15 protein-coding genes and 1 riboswitch are annotated in these 16,653 nt (G+C 67.5%); of the genes, 6 read left to right on the forward strand and 9 right to left on the reverse strand.

What is annotated here, in order from left to right:
* Positions 1-696: FAD-dependent oxidoreductase (locus H0W40_RS15200; RefSeq protein WP_292447743.1), on the reverse strand; the 696-nt coding region annotated here is incomplete at its 3' end.
* A 79-nt stretch (positions 697-775) separates the two neighbouring features.
* Positions 776-2,677, reverse strand: a complete 1,902-nt coding sequence (gene thiC, locus H0W40_RS15205) for a phosphomethylpyrimidine synthase ThiC (RefSeq protein ID WP_292447745.1) — start codon at positions 2,675-2,677, stop codon at positions 776-778.
* A gap of 71 nt (positions 2,678-2,748) precedes the next feature.
* Positions 2,749-2,862: riboswitch (TPP riboswitch) on the reverse strand.
* A 57-nt stretch (positions 2,863-2,919) separates the two neighbouring features.
* Here thiC and thiD point away from each other — a divergent pair.
* The 3 genes from thiD to H0W40_RS15220 all read left to right on the forward strand — a co-directional run bounded on the left by thiD (position 2,920) and on the right by H0W40_RS15220 (position 6,983).
* Entirely contained in the window at positions 2,920-3,762 is an 843-nt protein-coding gene (thiD, locus tag H0W40_RS15210; RefSeq protein WP_292447747.1) for a bifunctional hydroxymethylpyrimidine kinase/phosphomethylpyrimidine kinase, read from the forward strand.
* Between the two features lie 190 nt (positions 3,763-3,952).
* On the forward strand, positions 3,953-5,320 hold the full coding sequence (locus H0W40_RS15215) for an APC family permease (protein ID WP_292447750.1): 1,368 nt from the start codon (positions 3,953-3,955) through the stop codon (positions 5,318-5,320).
* A gap of 475 nt (positions 5,321-5,795) precedes the next feature.
* On the forward strand, positions 5,796-6,983 hold the full coding sequence (locus tag H0W40_RS15220; protein ID WP_292447752.1) for a Fic family protein: 1,188 nt from the start codon (positions 5,796-5,798) through the stop codon (positions 6,981-6,983).
* Between the two features lie 114 nt (positions 6,984-7,097).
* On the opposite strand, the gene H0W40_RS15225 is transcribed toward H0W40_RS15220, so the two are convergent.
* The 6 genes from H0W40_RS15225 to H0W40_RS15250 form a co-directional block, all read right to left on the reverse strand.
* Entirely contained in the window at positions 7,098-7,442 is a 345-nt protein-coding gene (locus H0W40_RS15225) for a Na+/H+ antiporter subunit G (protein ID WP_292447754.1), read from the reverse strand.
* A 103-nt stretch (positions 7,443-7,545) separates the two neighbouring features.
* On the reverse strand, positions 7,546-7,824 hold the full coding sequence (locus H0W40_RS15230; RefSeq protein ID WP_292447755.1) for a K+/H+ antiporter subunit F: 279 nt from the start codon (positions 7,822-7,824) through the stop codon (positions 7,546-7,548).
* Entirely contained in the window at positions 7,821-8,303 is a 483-nt protein-coding gene (locus H0W40_RS15235; protein ID WP_292447757.1) for a Na+/H+ antiporter subunit E, read from the reverse strand. The genes H0W40_RS15230 and H0W40_RS15235 overlap by 4 nt, the downstream gene beginning before the upstream one ends.
* Before the next feature lie 2 nt (positions 8,304-8,305).
* The gene (locus H0W40_RS15240; RefSeq protein WP_292447760.1) at positions 8,306-9,964 is read right to left on the reverse strand and encodes a monovalent cation/H+ antiporter subunit D; all 1,659 of its coding nucleotides are present in this window, start codon (positions 9,962-9,964) and stop codon (positions 8,306-8,308) included.
* Positions 9,961-10,305, reverse strand: coding sequence for a Na+/H+ antiporter subunit C (locus tag H0W40_RS15245; protein ID WP_292447763.1), 345 nt, complete (start codon positions 10,303-10,305; stop codon positions 9,961-9,963). Before H0W40_RS15245 ends, H0W40_RS15240 begins: the two co-directional genes overlap by 4 nt.
* Positions 10,305-13,229, reverse strand: a complete 2,925-nt coding sequence (locus H0W40_RS15250) for a monovalent cation/H+ antiporter subunit A (RefSeq protein ID WP_292447764.1) — start codon at positions 13,227-13,229, stop codon at positions 10,305-10,307. Before H0W40_RS15250 ends, H0W40_RS15245 begins: the two co-directional genes overlap by 1 nt.
* Positions 13,230-13,430: 201 nt before the next feature.
* Between H0W40_RS15250 and egtB the strand changes: the two genes are divergently transcribed.
* The 3 genes from egtB (at position 13,431) to H0W40_RS15265 (ending at position 16,148) form a co-directional block, all read left to right on the forward strand.
* Positions 13,431-14,777, forward strand: coding sequence for an ergothioneine biosynthesis protein EgtB (egtB, locus tag H0W40_RS15255; protein ID WP_292447771.1), 1,347 nt, complete (start codon positions 13,431-13,433; stop codon positions 14,775-14,777).
* 95 nt (positions 14,778-14,872) lie between these two features.
* Complete coding sequence (gene egtD, locus H0W40_RS15260; RefSeq protein ID WP_367153825.1) at positions 14,873-15,835, forward strand: L-histidine N(alpha)-methyltransferase; 963 nt, start codon at positions 14,873-14,875, stop codon at positions 15,833-15,835.
* A gap of 31 nt (positions 15,836-15,866) precedes the next feature.
* Complete coding sequence (locus H0W40_RS15265; RefSeq protein WP_292447766.1) at positions 15,867-16,148, forward strand: DUF427 domain-containing protein; 282 nt, start codon at positions 15,867-15,869, stop codon at positions 16,146-16,148.
* A gap of 88 nt (positions 16,149-16,236) precedes the next feature.
* Here the strand turns inward: H0W40_RS15265 and H0W40_RS15270 are convergent.
* The coding region (locus H0W40_RS15270) for a fumarate hydratase C-terminal domain-containing protein (RefSeq protein ID WP_292447769.1) at positions 16,237-16,653 on the reverse strand (417 nt) is incomplete at its 5' end.

Below are 16,653 nucleotides of genomic sequence, written 5' to 3' on the forward strand. Positions count from 1 at the left end.
GATCACCTCGCCGCGCACGCCGCGCAGCGCGCGCCACTGCGCGCGCGCGCCCAGGCCGCGGCAGTCGAACAGCCAGCCCTCGGGGCCGGTATCGATGTCCTCGGGCTCGCGAGGGCTGTGCCAGTGCACAGGGACCTGCAGCGTTTCGAGCTGCAGAGCCAGCGCCGAGAGCAGCTCGCGGTTGTCGAGCTGGCCTTCAGCGGGCAGGTAGAGGCCTTGCGAGAAGCGCTCGCCGAGCGCGGGTTCCAGCCGCGCCAGCGCTGCGGCATCGAGCGTTTGAGCGACGGGCAGCTCGGGCAAGCGGCGCGCTGTGGCGGCGAGTTGCGTGCCGAAGCGGTCGGCCTCGGCGGCGTCCTGCCGGTGCCACAGCACCAGCGTCCCCTGTTGTTGAAAAAACACCGGCGCCGGCAGCGCTTCGAGAAGCTGCGGCCATCGCTCCAGCGAATGCCGGCCCATGCGCACGACGCTGCTTTCCGTGACGGCCGATTCGGCCAGCGGCGCCAGCATGCCGGCGGCAACGCGCGCCGCCGAGCCCTGCGCATCGGCGCCGCCGGCTTCGAACACCTGCACCGCATGACCTCGCTGGGCCAGCTCGCAGGCGAGCAGCCGGCCCATGAGGCCGGCGCCGAGCACGACGGCGGGCACCGTGCTCGCGGGCCCGAATGCAGGTGCCGCCGCTGCGCTCACTGTCTCCATGCGGCACCCACGTCCACTTTCGCGCTCGCGGGTGCCTTGCTTCGCAACGGCTGCCGAGTCCGGCTTCGCAAGGGTGGGCTCAGATGTAGATTTCGCCGCCACGCTCGCGGAACTCCTGTGCCTTGTCGTCCAGCGCGCGGGCGACTTCGATCACCTTGATCGGTGCAGCGGGCACCGCCTGCAGCTTGGCGAAATCACGCACCTCCTGCGAGATCTTCATCGAGCAGAATTTCGGCCCGCACATCGAGCAGAAGTGCGCCACCTTGGCGTTGTCCTTGGGCAGCGTCTCGTCGTGGTACTTCATCGCCGTGTCGGGGTCGATGGCCAGGCGGAACTGGTCTTCCCAGCGGAACTCGAAGCGCGCCTTGGAGACGGCGTTGTCCCACATCTGCGCGCCTGGGTAGCCCTTGCCCAAGTCTGCGGCGTGGGCGGCGATCTTGTAGGCGATGAGGCCCTGCTTCACGTCGTCGCGGTTGGGCAGTCCGAGGTGCTCCTTGGGCGTCACGTAGCACAGCATCGCCGTGCCGTACCAGCCGATGTTGGCGGCGCCCATGGCCGAGGAGATGTGGTCGTAGCCGGGCGAGATGTCGGTGATCAGCGGGCCCAGCGTGTAGAAGGGCGCCTCGAAGCAGGCTTCGAGCTGCTTTTCCACGTTCTCCTTCACGAGCTGCAGCGGCACGTGGCCGGGGCCTTCGATCATCACCTGCACGTCGTGCTTCCAGGCAACCTGCGTCAGCTCGCCGAGCGTGTGCAACTCGGCGAACTGGGCCTCGTCGTTGGCGTCGGCAATCGAGCCGGGGCGCAGGCCGTCGCCCAGCGAGAAGCACACATCGTAGGCCTTCATGATTTCGCAGATCTCGTCGAAGTGCTCGTACAGGAAGCTTTCGCGGTGGTGCGACAGGCACCACTTGGCCATGATCGAGCCGCCGCGCGAAACGATGCCGGTGAGCCGGTTGGCGGTGAGCGGCACGTAGGCCAGGCGCACGCCGGCGTGGATGGTGAAGTAATCGACGCCCTGCTCGGCCTGCTCGACGAGCGTGTCGCGAAAGAGTTCCCAGGTCAGGTCCTCGGCCTTGCCGTTGACCTTCTCCAGCGCCTGGTAGATCGGCACCGTGCCGATGGGCACGGGCGAGTTGCGCAGGATCCATTCGCGCGTCTCGTGAATGTTTTCGCCGGTCGAAAGGTCCATCACCGTGTCCGCACCCCAGCGGATGGCCCACACCAGCTTATCGACCTCTTCTTCCACGCTCGACGTGACGGCCGAGTTGCCGATGTTGGCGTTGACCTTCACCAGGAAATTGCGCCCGATGATCATCGGCTCGCTCTCGGGATGGTTGACGTTGTTCGGGATCACCGCGCGGCCGCGGGCCACTTCGTCGCGCACGAAATCGGCGGTGATGTCCTGCTGAATGCGTGCCCCGAAGGCCTGGCCGCGCTGCGGCAGACGCTCCGTGGCGAGCCGCTCGCGCAGTTGCGCCTTCACGAGGTTCTCGCGCACGGCGATGAACTCCATTTCCGGTGTGACGATGCCGCGGCGGGCGTAGTGCATCTGCGAGACGCCCATGCCGGACTTGGCCCGGCGCGGCAGCGGCGCGTGGGCCATCCGCAGCTGGGCGAGCGTCGGATCGTCGAGCCGTGCACGGCCGTAGGCGCTGCTGATGGCGGGGAGCAGTTCGGTGTCGCGCCGCTCTTCGATCCACGCCGCGCGTAGCGGCGGCAGACCGCGGGTGATGTCGATCTGCGCCGTGGGGTCGGTGTAGGGACCGCTCGCGTCGTACACGCGCAGGGGCGGGTTTGCTTCGTGCTGCTGCTGGCCGTCGGCGCCCTGCGTGAGCGTGTCGCTCAGCGAGATTTCGCGGAACGGCACGCGAACATCGGGCCGCGTGGCACCGAGGTACACCTTGCGCGAGCCGGCAAAAGGCTCGCGGGTGATGCGGCGCGAGAGATCGTCGGTGTCGACGTAGCTTTGGGTCTTGGCCATTCGTGCTCCAGGGGCTTCGTTGAAAGAGGCTTGCCTGGGTTTCGTGTTTCGCTTCGAAAAGCGGCGCACGAAAGGCCGTTGCACTTGATTCCTACGCGGGCATGATCCCGATCAGGTTCAGCGGGTTCCACTCTTTAGAGTGGTCTCAGCCTCGACTTTCGTCTTCGGCGCCCCGACAAGCAGTTGGTATCTTAGCGGCATTCGTTTTCTGCGCGCCACCCGCATCACTTCAAAGCACTGGCATGACATCCGAACCCACTCACGAGTACCCGCGTGTGCTGTCCATCGCCGGCTCCGACAGCGGCGGTGGCGCGGGCATCCAGGCCGACCTGAAAACCTTCGCGGCGCTCGGCTGCTACGGCATGACCGCGATCACCGCGATCACGGTGCAAAACACATTGGGCGTGTCGGCCATCCATGCTGTGCCGCCCGAAACGGTGAAGGCGCAGATCGCCGCCGTGATGGACGACATCGGCGCAGACGCGGTGAAGATCGGCATGCTGCATTCACCCGAGATCGTGTGCGTGGTGGCCGATGCGCTGCGGCACTACGGCGTTCGCAAGGTGGTGCTCGACCCGGTGATGGTGGCCACCAGCGGCGACCGGCTGATGGCGCCGGAGACGGTGGAGGTGCTGGTGCGCGAGCTGTTCCCGCTGGCCAGCGTGGTCACGCCCAATCTGGACGAAGCGGCGCTGCTCCTCGGCCGCCGAATCACGGGTGCAGAGCAGCTCGAGGCTGCCGCTCGCGATTTGCTCGCGCTCGGCGCGCCTGCCGTGCTGCTCAAGGGCGGTCATCTGCGCGGCGATACGGTCGTCGACGTGCTGGCCTGCGGCCCGGGCGAGGCGCAGCGTCTGCAGTCGCCGCGCCTCGCGAGCCGAAATTTACATGGCACGGGCTGCTCGCTCTCGTCGGCAATCGCTGCGCATCTGGCGCTGGGCGAAACGCTGCCGAGGGCAGTTGCACTCGCACGTGCTTACATCGTGCAGGCGATCGCCACGGGCGCCGACGTGCGCACCGGCGCGGGCCACGGGCCGCTGAATCACGGCCATGCGCCGAAAGCGCTGCACAAGCGGTCGCTGGGTTGAGTGCAGCGAACTGCTCCGACAGGACTCGCGGACGACCCTTCAGGCGTGGATTCACACGGGATAGCGCGTTGATCTCCGGCGGCCAGACTGGTCCAGGCGGTCGGCGTGTCAAGCGACCTTCTGACGGGCATGTCCCGCTGATCCATGCCTGCGGCGCCCGTGGGCATAGCGCTTGCCACCGCGCCGAGTCATGCAGGCGCCGACATCCATCCCGCCAGAAGCGCGCGATCCGGAGGCCGGTGAACCGCGGCTTCGGCGGGCCATCACCGGCCCGCTTCTGTTCCTCTTCATCCTCGGCGACGTGCTCGGAGCCGGCGTCTACGCCTTGGTCGGCAAAATCGCCGGCGAGGTCGGCGGCGCGATCTGGCTTCCGCTGCTCGTCGCACTGGGTTTCGCCGTGCTCACCGCTGCCTCGTATGCGGAGCTCGTCACCAAGTATCCGAAAGCCGGCGGCGCCGCCGTGTTCGCCGCGCGAGCGTTCAAGCGGCCCTTGCTTTCCTTCCTCGTCGGCTTTTGCATGCTGTCGGCCGGCGTCACGAGTGCGGCGGGCTTGTCGCTCGCATTCGCGGGTGACTATCTCGGCGCCATCGTCGACTTGCCGGTGCTGCCGGCCGCGCTGGGCTTCCTGCTACTGATCGCCGCGCTGAACGCGCGAGGCATCCGGGAGTCGGTCGGCGCGAATGTCTTCATGACCGTGATCGAAGTGACCGGGCTGTTGCTCGTGGTCGTGCTGGCGGCGATGTTCCTGACAGCCGGTCAGGGCGCGCCTGAGCGCGTGCTGCAGTTCGGGCCGGCCGTGTCGCCCGCCGCAGGCGTTCTGGGCGCGGCGCTGCTGGCGTTCTATTCGTTCGTCGGCTTCGAGGTTTCCGCCAACGTCGCCGAGGAAGTGCGCGACGTGAGCCGCGTCTATCCGCGGGCCTTGTTCGGCGCGTTGTTCGCGGCCGGGGCGATCTACATGCTGGTCGGGGTGGCGGCGTCCGTGGTGCTGCCGCCGAACATGCTGGCCAGCTCGTCGGCCCCGCTGCTCGACGTGGTGCGCGCCACGGACTACGGCGTGCCGCCCCGCTTGTTCGCCTTCGTTGCGCTGACAGCAGTGGCCAACGGTGCCTTGCTCACGATGGTGATGGCCAGCCGCCTGGCCTACGGCATGGCCGAAGAGGGCCTGCTGCCGTCGCCCCTGGGCCGGCTGTTGCCGCGTCGGCGCACGCCGGGCGTGGCGATCGTCGTCACGACGCTCGCGGCGATGGCCCTGGCGGCGACCGGCACCCTCGCGGCGCTGGCCGAAACGGTGGTGTTGTTGCTGCTGCTCGTGTTCATTTCGACAAACCTTGCGGTGCTCGTGCTGCGCCGTGACCGGGTGGCGCATTCGCACTTCCGCACGCCCACGGCGCTGCCCGTGCTGGCGATCCTGTCGTGCTTCGTTTTGCTCAGTCAGCAAAGCGCAGGCACCTGGCTGCGCGCCGGGCTGCTGTTGGGTGCCGGCGCAGTGCTGCATATCGCGATGCGAGGAAGGCTCGGGCGGGTGCGAGGTGAGTTGCCCGTGAGCGGGCGCGTTTGACCGGCGGCATCAAACGGTCTTTTGTCCGATTTTGAAGTCGGCCAGCTTCTCCAGCGCGCGCCAGTGCCGAGTGGTCCCACGCCTTGCCGCCATGTGCGGCGCAGGATTGAACAGATCGGCACACTCGCCAGCCGGCGAGCTGCCGCCCTTGCGCCGCAGATTTCGCACGTCCCTGAACGGAAATCGAATGCATGGCCAGAGTTACAGCCAGAGTCGGGGCAGAGTGGCTACCAAGGCCCCTCAGGCGCTAATCGGGCTGCATGAGGCGTCAGACGAAATCCAGGTGCTGATGTTCAAGCGATTCAATATCGCCTCGAACGGCTTGAGCTGCGGTTCTCAGCCCCGACGCTTCCAGATGTTGCGACTCAAGATCGCAGATATAAGGTGCCGCAAAATTCAGTAACCTGTTGTCGTAAAAAGAATTTTTAGAGTAAATTACAGATCATTCTCTGTATGTTTGCAGTTATCGCAGCCAATGGCTAAATTTGTTCACCACGATCTGCGACTGCTTGACCCGACCTTTTCGTCGCCCTTGCTGGACGTGCTCACCGACCTCGAGCACCTGCGCCGGCTCGAGATGCGCGGCACGACACCGTGGCCGGTGTTCCTGCAACTCAAGGAGGTGTTCCACCTGCTCGAGAGCCTGGCCTCGGCGCGCATTGAAGGCAACCACACCACGCTGGCCGATTACGTCGAAACCAAGCTTGCCGTCCCTACCGGGAAGACCCGCGAGACGCTGCGCGAGATCGAGAACATCGAGGCTGCCATGCGGCATGTCGAAGAGACGGTGCAGCCGCAGCAGCCGATCAGCGAACACATGATTCGCGGTCTGCACGCGATGACCGTCGACAGCCTCACGCGCGAAGGCGACCGCACACCCGGCGCCTATCGCAGCGGCCCGGTGCAGATCGCCCAGGCTCAACACCTGCCGCCCGAAGCCATCCAGGTGCCAAGCTACATGCAGGAACTGGTGGCCTTCGTCAATCGAGCCGACGCACCGAAGTACGACCTGATGAAGGTGGCGCTGGCGCATCACCGTTTCGCCTGGGTGCACCCGTTCGGCAACGGCAATGGCCGTGTGGTGCGGCTGCTGACTTACGCGCTGCTCGTCAAGTACGGGTTCCAAGTCAATACAGCAGGCCGGCTGTTGAACCCGGCCGCAGTGTTCTGTGCCGACCGCAACCGCTACTACGCGATGCTGGCCGAGGCCGACACCGGTTCCGACGGCGCTTTGGAGGCCTGGTGCATCTACGTGCTCACGGGTGTACGCGATGAGCTGAACAAGGTGGACCGGCTGGCCGACTATCGCCACCTGCAAGCGAAGGTGCTGCAGCCGGCACTGGCCTACGCGCGGCAACGCCAACTGGTGACGCCGCAAGAAGAAGCCGTGCTCGCGGCAACCATCAAGGCGGGGGTCGTCAAAGCGGGCGACGTGGCAGCCGCGATGCCCGGCCTGAACGCCACCCAGCGCACCTATCAGCTCAAGAAGCTGGTGGAAAGCGGCATGTTGCAACCCGTCAAGGCCGGCGCACGGCAGTACACCATCGGGTTCAGCCACAACACCTTGCTGCGCGGCGTAATCCGTGCACTGACGGATGAGGGTTTCATCCCACCGGCACTCGCCGCGCCTGTGGCCGCCGGTGCAGACAGGGCCGTTCCTTGAGTCGGCTGGACCAGTCCGAACGAGCGACGCAAGACCGCGTCAGCGCACTGTTCCGCAATGAACTGGGCTATCGCTACCTGCAGCATCGACGACCCGGCGGTGTTTCGGCCGGGATCAGCCCAACGGCGGCGGCGCCGGCTCGCCCGCCTGCCGTCGGCGGAACAGCCCCGCACGCGCCAGCAGCAGCGTGGTGACCGGCACGGTGATCGACAGCAGCACGACTACTGCCACCGCCCGCAGGGCCGGAGCGCCGCCGAGCATCGAGAAGAAGAGCACCGAGGCGAGCGAAACGCACCACGCGCCGAGCGTCAGGGCCAGTGCCGTCGGGTGAATGCGCTGGAAAAAATCCTTCAGCCGCACCAGCCCGACGGCACCGGTGAGCGAGAGCAGGCCGCCCGCCACCACGAGCACGGCAATGACGGCCTCCATCCACAGCGGCAGCCCGTGCAACGCATTCATTCGACCGCCTCCGCAATGCCGCAAGTCATCAAAGGTCCGCGTGTCGGCGATCCGATCGAATTCGGGTTTCGATCCCCGCGGCGCGGGGCCCCTCTTTCGCCACTCATTCGATCACCTCCCCCCGCAGCAGAAACTTCACCATCGCCATCGAGCCGACGAAGCCGAGCGCGGCGATCAGCAGCGCCACCTCGAAGTACACGGTGCTTTGATAGCGCATGCCGAGCACCAGCGTGGCAAGCATGCCGTTGACATAGAGGTAGTCGAGGGCCAACACGCGGTCTTGCGCCGTCGGCCCCTGGAGAAGGCGGCGCAGCGTCAGCAGCATGGCCAGCGCGTGGCAGCTCACGCCGAAAGAGAGTGCGCCCGAGAGCAGCGGGCTCATTGAAAGATCTCCATCAAGGGCTGTTCGTACCGTTGCTTGATGCGCGCGACCAGCAGCGCCTCGTCTCGCAGGTCGAACACGTGCACCAGCAGCGCCGAGCGATCGTGGGCCAGCTCGCACCACACGGTGCCCGGAATCACGCACATCACCATTGCCAGCGCGGCAAGGCCGTTGGGGTCGCGCAGTTCGAGCGGCACGCGCACGAAGGCGCCGTTCGGCGGCCGGCTCGCCCACACGCCGCGCGCCACGTCGAAGTTGGAAGCCACCACGTCGTGCGCCACGACCGCAAGAAAGCGCATCAGCGTCGCCGGATGGAACAGCCGCACCGGCACGGGCCGCAAGGGTGCGGTGAGGCGCGCAATGAGCACTGCCACCAAGGCCGCGAGCAGCAGGTGGCCGGGCGATACCGAGTCGTTCAGCACCAGCCACAGCACGAACAAGGTGGCCGAGAGCAGCGGGGCGGGCAGCAGGCGCTTCATCGTCAGGGGGCGGTGGTCGGGCCGGGCAAGGGCCGTGCCGAGATCACGGCGTCGATGTAGGCGGCGGGGCCGTGCAGCGCCCTCGATGCGTCCTGCGTGTAGCGCAGCGCCGCTTCGGCATGCACCGTCAGCGCGATGCACACCCCGATGAGCCCGGCGATCGGCAGGCATTCGATGACGCGCAGCCGCGGGGTCTGCCGCTCCTGCGGCGCCCAGAAATAACGGATGCCGGTTCCCGACAGCGAAATGATCGTCAGCAGGCCCGAGACGACGAGCAGCACCAGCAGCGTCCAGGCGGTGGCGGACGGTGCCACGCTGGCCTGCAGACCGGCCGGATTGATCAGCGCCGAGAGCATGGCGAACTTGCCCAGGAAACCCGCCAGCGGCGGCATGCCGGCGATGAGCAAGGCGCAGGCGATGAAGGCCAGCCCGAGGAAGGCAACCGCCGCGGGGATGGCCTTGCCGATGAGGCTGCTTTCGTCGGGGCCGTTGCGCATCCGCCGTCGTTCCAGGGCGTCGATCGGGAACTCCAGACTGCGTTCCTCTGCATCGGCGGCGGTGCGGCGCGAGCGCTCGATCAGCTCGATGAGCAGGAACAGCGCGCTCAGCGCCAGCGTGGAGTTCGTCAGATAAAAGAGGGCCGCGCCCGTGAGGTCCGCCTGCCCGAAGCCGATGGCCGCCAGCAGGCTGCCCGAAGACACCACCACGCCGAAGCCGGCCATGCGGTCCAGGCGCTGCGCGGCCATCATGCCGACCATGCCGTACACCACGGTGGCCATGCCGCCATAAACCAGCCACTCGCCGCCGAAGCCGGCCGACTCGCCGGGCGCATTGGCGAACAGCAGCGTCCACAACCGCAGCAAGGCGTAGACGCCGACCTTGGTCATGACGGCGAACACCGCCGCCACCGGCGCACTGGCCGCCATGTAGGCGCGCACCAGCCAGAAGTTGAGCGGCCACACGGCGGCCTTGGTGAAAAAGGCCACGGCGAGGAGGGCCGCCCCGGCATGCAGCAGGCCGCGATCCGCCTGGGGCACCTGGCCGATGCGCAGCGCCAGATCGGCCATGTTGAGCGTGCCGGTCACACCGTAGAGGAGGGCCACGCCAATCAGGAACAGGGACGAGGCCGCCAGGTTGACCGCCACGTAATGCAGCCCTGCCTGCACGCGCAGCCGGCCCGAGCCATGCAGCAGCAGGCCGTAGGAGGCGGCCAGCATCACCTCGAAGAACACGAACAGGTTGAACAGGTCGGCGGTGAGGAACACGCCGTTCAGTCCCATCAGCTGCATCTGGAACAGCGGATGGAAATGCACCCCGGCGCGGTGCCAGCGCGCCAGCGAAAACGAGGCCGCGGCCAAGCCGATGAGACCCGTGATCACGAGCATCAGCGCCGACAGCCGGTCGACGACCAGCACGATGCCGAAGGGCACGTCCCAGTTCGACGGCAGGTACACGCCCAAGGCGCCCGGCGTGCCGCCGCCCTGCACCTGGACCAGCAGCACCAGCGCGGTCCCCAGTCCGCCTGCGGCCGACAGCAGATTGAGCGTGGCCAGCGTGCGCCGGCGTGCCCCCGCCAGCAGCATGAGTGCGGCGGTCAACAGCGGCAGCACGATCGGCGCAACGATGAGGTGCGGCGTGGCGCCGCTCGCCCAGCCCGTCATGGCAAGGGCTCCGCGCCATCGACGTGGTCGCTGTCCGAGAGCCCGCGCGACGCCAGCAGCACCACCAGGAACAGCGCCATCATCGCGAAGCCGATGACGATGGCGGTGAGCACCAGCGCCTGCGGCAGCGGGTCGGCATAGTGCAACAGGTCCGTCGGAACGCCGGGCCGCACGATCGGCGCCTTGTCGATGGCCAGCCGCCCCATGCTGAAGATGAACAAATTGACCGCATACGAAAGCAGCGCCAGGCCGATGGCGACCTGAAAGGTTCGCGGCCGCAGCACCAGCCACACGCCCGAGCCGGTGAGCACGCCGATGGCGAGGGCGAGCACGATCTCCATCAGCGGGCTCCGGCGTCGACCGCCACCGATACGGGCGGCGCGACCGGCTGGCGATGGCTGCGCCGCGACTGGTGTGCCAGGGCGGTCAGCACCAGCAGCGTGGCGCCGACAACCAGCGCGAATATGCCGGCGTCGAAGAACAGGGCGCTGGCCAGGTGCACCTTGCCGAACACGGGCAGAGTCAGGTGGGCGGTGTGCGTGGTCAGGAAGGGGTAACCGAAGGCCAGGGACCCCAGGCCCGTGGCCGTGGCCAGCAGCAGCCCGACGGCGATCCAGCGCCGGGGCCGCAGCCGCAGGTGGGCCTCAGTCCATTGCGTGCCGGCGATCATGTACTGCAGGATCAGCGCTGCGGCGGTCACCAGGCCGGCGACGAAGCCGCCGCCGGGCTCGTTGTGGCCGCGCAGGAAGAGATGCGCCGACACCAGCAGGGCGATCGGCAGCACCAGCCGCACCAGCACGGCCGGCACCATCATGTAGCCCAGTGCGGTGTCGGGGGCGGTGCGCGGATGGACCAGGTCGGTCGCCAGGTCGGGCGGCAACTGGCGTTGCGGCAGCGGTGTCCCGATGCTCTCGGGCGCAGGCCGAAAGCGCCGCAGCAGCGCATAGATGGTCAGGGCCACTGCGCCCAGCACGGTGATCTCGCCCAGGGTGTCGAGCGCGCGAAAGTCCACCAGCAGCACGTTGACCACGTTGGTGCCGCCGCCTTGCGGCACGGCGCGGCTCAGGAAGTACGGCGACAGGCTGTCGGGCAACGGCCGGCTGAGCACCGCATAGGCCAGGCTCGCCATGCCGATGGCAGCGGCCACCGCAATGGCAAGATCGCGCATGCGGCGCAGACGCTCGCTCCGCGTCGGCCGCAGGCCCAGTTGCTCTGGCTCCACGCGCTTGGGCAGCCAACGCAGGCCGAGCAGGAGCAGCACCGTCGTGACCAGTTCGACCGCCAACTGAGTGAGCGCCAGGTCGGGCGCCGAGAACCACACGAAGGTGATGCAACTCACCAGGCCGGCCGCTCCCATCAGCGCCACTGCTGCCAGACGGTGGTATTTGGCCTGCCATGCAGCGCCCACTGCGCATGCGCCGCCCACCAGCCACAGCATCAGGAAGGAGGGCGACAGCGGCAGTCCGGGCCGCTCGCCCCAGCCGAAGCCGGTGTTCCACAGTGCCGTTACCGACACCGCGATGGCCACGCCCACCAGCCACAACAGTTGCGGCTGCAGCCGGCGCGTGCCCAGCAGCCTGACGGCGCAGCGTGCGAAAAGGTGCAGCCAGGTGAGCGCGCGATCGAACAACTGCTTGCCTTCGAAATAACCGGTGAGCGGCGGGCTCAACAGGCGCCCTTGCAGCAGCGGCCGGCGCAGCAACAGGTAGAGCAGCACGCCGCCGCCCATCGCGGCCAGGCTCATCAGCAAAGGCGCGTTCACGCCATGCCACACGGCCAGGCTGTAGGGCGGCAGCGGCGCGCCGAGCACCGGCTGCGCCGCGGCGTCGAGGAAGGGCCGCACGAACAGGTTGGGAAACATGCCGACCAGCAGGCAGGCCAGCACCAGCAGCTCGATCGGTACGCGCATCCAGTGCGGCGGCTCGTGCGGCGTGCGCGGCAGGTCGTTGGAGAGAGGGCCGAAGAAGATGTCGTAGGAAAAGCGCAGCGAATAGGCCACGCTGAACATGCCGGCCAGCGTGGCGGCCAGCGGCAGTCCGTACTCCACCCAGGTCAGCGTGGAGATGTAGACCGTCTCCGCGAAGAACATTTCCTTGGAGAGAAAGCCGTTGACCAGCGGCACCCCGGCCATCGCAGCGCTCGCCACCATGGCCAGCGTGGCGGTGATCGGCATCACCTTGAACAGTCCGTTCAGGCGGCGGATCTCGCGCGTGCCGCATTCGTGGTCGATGATCCCCGCGGCCATGAACAGCGAGGCCTTGAAGATCGCGTGGTTCACGATGTGGAACACCGCCGCCACCGCCGCCATCGGGCTGTTCAGGCCGAGCAACAGCGTGATGAGCCCGAGGTGGCTGATCGTCGAATAGGCGAGCAGCCCCTTCAGGTCGCGCTGGAACATCGCCGCGTAAGCGCCGATCAGCAGCGTCACGACGCCCGCCCCGCCGACGATCCAAAACCACGTGTCGGTCCCCGCCAGCACGGGCCACAGCCGCGCGAGCAGGAACACGCCCGCCTTGACCATCGTCGCCGAATGCAGGTAGGCCGATACCGGCGTCGGTGCCGCCATCGCATGCGGAAGCCAGAACTGGAACGGAAACTGCGCGCTCTTGGTCAACGCGCCCAGCAAGACGAGCACCACGGTCGTCGTGTACAGAGGATGCTCGCGCACCAGGGCTCCGGAGGCGAGCACCACATCGAGGTCGTAGCTGCCGACGATGTAGCCGAGCAGCAGCACGCCGACCATCAGCGAGAGGCCACCGGCGCCGGTGACCGTGAGTGCCATGCGTGCGCCGCGGCGGGCGTCGGCGCGGTGGTGCCAGTAGCCGATGAGCAGGAAAGAAAAAAGGCTCGTCAGTTCCCAGAACACCACCAGCTGCACCAGGTTGCCCGAAAGCACGACGCCGAGCATGGAACCCATGAAAGCGAGAAGGAGCGAGAAGAAGCGCGGCACCGGATCGGACGGCGACATGTAGTAGCGCGCATACAGCACCACCAGCGCGCCCACGCCGGTGATCAGCATGGCCATCATCCAGGCGAAGCCGTCCATCCGGATCACGAGATCGATGCCGGCGCTCGGCAACCACGTGATTTCCTCGCGGATCACGCCGCCGTTCTGGACTTCCGGGAAGAGCAACGCGACCTGCACTGCGGCGCCGACTGCGATCGCACCGGCCAGTGTGGATTCGAGATTGCGCGCGTTGGCCGCAAGCAGCGCCGCGAGGCAGCACCCGAGGAAAGGCAGAAGGAGCAGCAGCGCGAGCGACATTCGAATTAATTCTAGAGACGCGTCGGCAAACTTCCCGGTGAGGTTCCGTGCCGGGCGGCATGGGCCTTCGGGTACACGCCTTGCTGTGTGTGCTGCGCCACTCCGAGCGGCGAACCGTCGCCACGGCCACAATGGCCGTCTTCCTGCACGCGTGACACGAAAGGCAGTGAATTGAGCTTTCAATACGAGTACGCGACCCGGCTGCCGGCGAGCGTTGAGGGCCTCGGCAGCCGCAACGAATTTCGGCAGCGCTTCGAGCGCGTGCGTGCGCACACGCTGCTGCTCGCGGCACCGCTCTCGGCCGAAGACCAATGCGTGCAGTCCATGCCGGACGCCAGCCCGGCCAAGTGGCACCTGGCTCACACCAGCTGGTTCTTCGAGACGGTGCTGCTTCAGCCGAAGCTGCGGGGCTACCGGGTGTTTGATGAGCGCTACGCCTTCCTCTTCAACTCGTATTACGAATCGCTCGGTCCGCGCCATGCGCGCGCCGAGCGCGGCATGATCACGCGGCCTTCGGTCGAGGAGGTGCTGCGCTACCGCGAGCATGTCGACGCGGCCATGGCGCACTTCATCGACACCGCGGACGATGCAGTGTGGAGTGCCGTGGCCGGCACCTTCGTGCTCGGCCTGCAGCACGAGCAGCAGCACCAGGAGCTGCTGGCCACCGACATCAAGCACCTGCTGTCGATGAACCCGCTGCAGCCGGTGTATGCGCCGCGGCCGGACGGCGGAGCTGCCCATGCGCCTCGCCACGAGGTCGAGCCTGCCCGGGGCGACGGGGCCTGGCACGCTTCCCGCGAAAGCCTCGCGATAGCGGGCCCGGCAGGGCCTGTCTTGCACCCTGCCGCGGTGTGCGGCGAGCCGATGCGGTGGCTGGATCGGCCGGGCGGCATCTGCCAGGTCGGCGCGCCGTCCTCTCGCGGTGTGGACGACTTCGCTTTCGACAACGAAACGCCGCGCCATCGCGTCCTGCTGCGCGAGCACCGGATCGCCAGCCGGCCGGTGAGCTGCGGCGAATACCTGGAATTCATGCGTGACGGCGGCTATGGCCGCGTGAGCCTGTGGCTGAGCGACGGCTGGGCCGCGGTGCAGTCGCAGGGCTGGAACGCGCCGCTGTACTGGAGCGAGCTGGAAGCACAGCAGCCCCGCGTCTTCACCCTGCACGGCACGCGCGAGATTGATCTTGCCGAGCCGGTCTGTCACCTGAGCCTGTACGAGGCCGCGGCCTATGCCGAGTGGGCGGGCGCACGGCTACCGACCGAGTTCGAGTGGGAGGCCGCGGCGGCCGGGGACGAGCCTGCGCTGCAGAGCGTTGGCGAGGTGTGGGAGTGGACGCGTTCCTCCTACGATCCCTACCCTGGCTTTCGGCCGTTGCCCGGCGCGCTGGCCGAGTACAACGGCAAGTTCATGGTCGGACAACTCGTGCTGCGCGGCGGCAGTTGCGCCACCCCCGCAGGCCATGCGCGGCCGAGCTACCGCAACTTCTTTCCGCCGGCGGCACGCTGGCAGTTCAGCGGACTCAGACTGGCGAAGGATCTGGATCGATGAGCAACATGCTGCGGATCACGCCCGATTTGCGCGCGCACGGTGTGCCGGCCGCCGCCGTCGCTGAGCAGAGCCCGGCGCTGCAGGCGCTGCCGCAGGTGATCGACAGTGACTTCGCGCGTGAGCTGCTCGCCGGGCTGGCCCGCCGGCCGCGACAGATAGCGCCGAAGTTCTTCTACGACGCGGCCGGCTCCGCGCTGTTCGACCGGATCTGCGAGTTGCCCGAGTACTACCCGACGCGCACCGAGCTGGCACTGCTGAGCGAGCGTGCACCCGAGATCGCCGAGTGCATCAAGCAGAGCGTCGGCGAAGGTTTCGGTGACGGCGCCGACATCGTCGAGTTCGGCGCCGGCTCGAGCCGCAAGGTGCGCGTGCTGCTCGACGCACTGCCCGCACGCCGCTTCGTGCCGATCGATATCTCCGGCGAGCACCTGCATGCGGCTGCCGAGGAGTTGCGCGCCGACTATCCCGGCCTGGACGTCCACCCGATCGCCGCCGACTTCACACGGTCGCTCGAGTTGCCGGCCCTGCCGCCCGATGCGCTAGGGCGGCCGGCGCCGCGGGTGGGTTTCTTTCCCGGCTCGTCGATCGGCAACTTCACGCCGCCCGAGGCGCTGCATTTCCTGCGCCAGTCGGCCGGGCTGCTGCGGGGCGGGGGCCTCTTGATCGGCGTCGATCTGGTCAAGGAGCCTGCGTTGCTGCACGCGGCCTACAACGACGCCGACGGCGTCACGGCGGCCTTCAACCTCAATCTGCTGGCGCGCGCCAACCGGGAATTGGGCGCGAACTTCGAGTTGTCGCAGTTTGCGCATTACGCGTTCTACCAACCCAGCCTGCAGCGCATCGAGATGCACCTGGTGAGCCGCCGTGCGCAACAGGTGCGCTTGTGCGGCCACGTCTTCGACTTCGCCGAGGGCGACAGCGTGCACACCGAAAACTCGCACAAGTTCAGCGTCGACGGTTTCCGCGCACTCGCCGTTCGCGCGGGCTACGTGCCGGGCCCCGTCTGGTGCGATGCCGAGCGGCTGTTCAGCATCCACTGGCTGGCCCTGCCGCACTGAGGCGGCCGCACACCTTGCACAAGGACATTCGATGAAAGCCATCTGGAACGGCGTGACCGTCGCCGAGAGCGACGACACCGTGGTCGTCGAGGGCAACCACTACTTCCCCGAGGCTGCGCTCAAGCGGGAGTACGTGGCCGGCAGCAACCACCACACCATGTGTTCGTGGAAAGGCGAGGCGAGCTACTACTCGCTGCTGGTGGACGGCGACCTCAATCCCGACGCCGTCTGGTACTACGCCGAGCCGAAAGAAGCCGCGGCCGGGATCAAGGGCCGGGTCGCGTTCTGGAAGGGCGTGAAGATCGAGGAGTGAAGAGCGAGCGCCCTTCCGGCGTGCTCCACCTGCTGGATGCGGGAAAAGGCGCAAGACAAACGACACCGCCGTTCGTCTATTCCAACGCTCAGGCGGCAACGATCGGAATCCCACCGACCTCGACCGACGAAATACGCTTTTGCCACTCGGCCGGACCGGTCGTGTGCACCGAAGTGCCGCTCGAATCGACGGCCACCGTGACCGGCATGTCGGTCACCGTGAACTCGTAGATCGCCTCCATGCCCAGGTCGGCGAAGCCGACCACCTTGGCCTGCTTGATCGCCTTCGAGACGAGGTAGGCCGCGCCGCCCACCGCCATCAGATAAGCCGACTTGTGCTTCCTGATCGCCTCGATCGCCACCGGCCCGCGCTCGGCCTTGCCGATCATCGAGATGAGCCCGGTCTGCGCCAGCATCATCTCGGTGAACTTGTCCATGCGCGTGGCGGTGGTCGGGCCCGCGGGACCCGTGACCTCGTCGCGCACCGGATCGACCGGGCCGACGTA

The sequence above is a fragment of the Methylibium sp. genome, from assembly GCF_013817345.1.
In the GTDB taxonomy this organism is placed as follows: Bacteria; Pseudomonadota; Gammaproteobacteria; order Burkholderiales; family Burkholderiaceae_C; genus Methylibium.

Bases quoted from the DNA above. Each gene is read 5' to 3' on its own strand.
- thiC (WP_292447745.1), bottom strand. From the start codon at position 2,677: ATGGCCAAGACCCAAAGCTACGTCGACACCGACGATCTCTCGCGCCGC.
- thiD (WP_292447747.1), top strand. From the start codon at position 2,920: ATGACATCCGAACCCACTCACGAGTACCCGCGTGTGCTGTCCATCGCC.
- H0W40_RS15215 (WP_292447750.1), top strand. From the start codon at position 3,953: ATGCAGGCGCCGACATCCATCCCGCCAGAAGCGCGCGATCCGGAGGCC.
- H0W40_RS15220 (WP_292447752.1), top strand. From the start codon at position 5,796: ATGGCTAAATTTGTTCACCACGATCTGCGACTGCTTGACCCGACCTTT.
- H0W40_RS15225 (WP_292447754.1), bottom strand. From the start codon at position 7,442: ATGAATGCGTTGCACGGGCTGCCGCTGTGGATGGAGGCCGTCATTGCC.
- H0W40_RS15230 (WP_292447755.1), bottom strand. From the start codon at position 7,824: ATGAGCCCGCTGCTCTCGGGCGCACTCTCTTTCGGCGTGAGCTGCCAC.
- H0W40_RS15235 (WP_292447757.1), bottom strand. From the start codon at position 8,303: ATGAAGCGCCTGCTGCCCGCCCCGCTGCTCTCGGCCACCTTGTTCGTG.
- H0W40_RS15240 (WP_292447760.1), bottom strand. From the start codon at position 9,964: ATGACGGGCTGGGCGAGCGGCGCCACGCCGCACCTCATCGTTGCGCCG.
- H0W40_RS15245 (WP_292447763.1), bottom strand. From the start codon at position 10,305: ATGGAGATCGTGCTCGCCCTCGCCATCGGCGTGCTCACCGGCTCGGGC.
- H0W40_RS15250 (WP_292447764.1), bottom strand. From the start codon at position 13,229: ATGTCGCTCGCGCTGCTGCTCCTTCTGCCTTTCCTCGGGTGCTGCCTC.
- H0W40_RS15265 (WP_292447766.1), top strand. From the start codon at position 15,867: ATGAAAGCCATCTGGAACGGCGTGACCGTCGCCGAGAGCGACGACACC.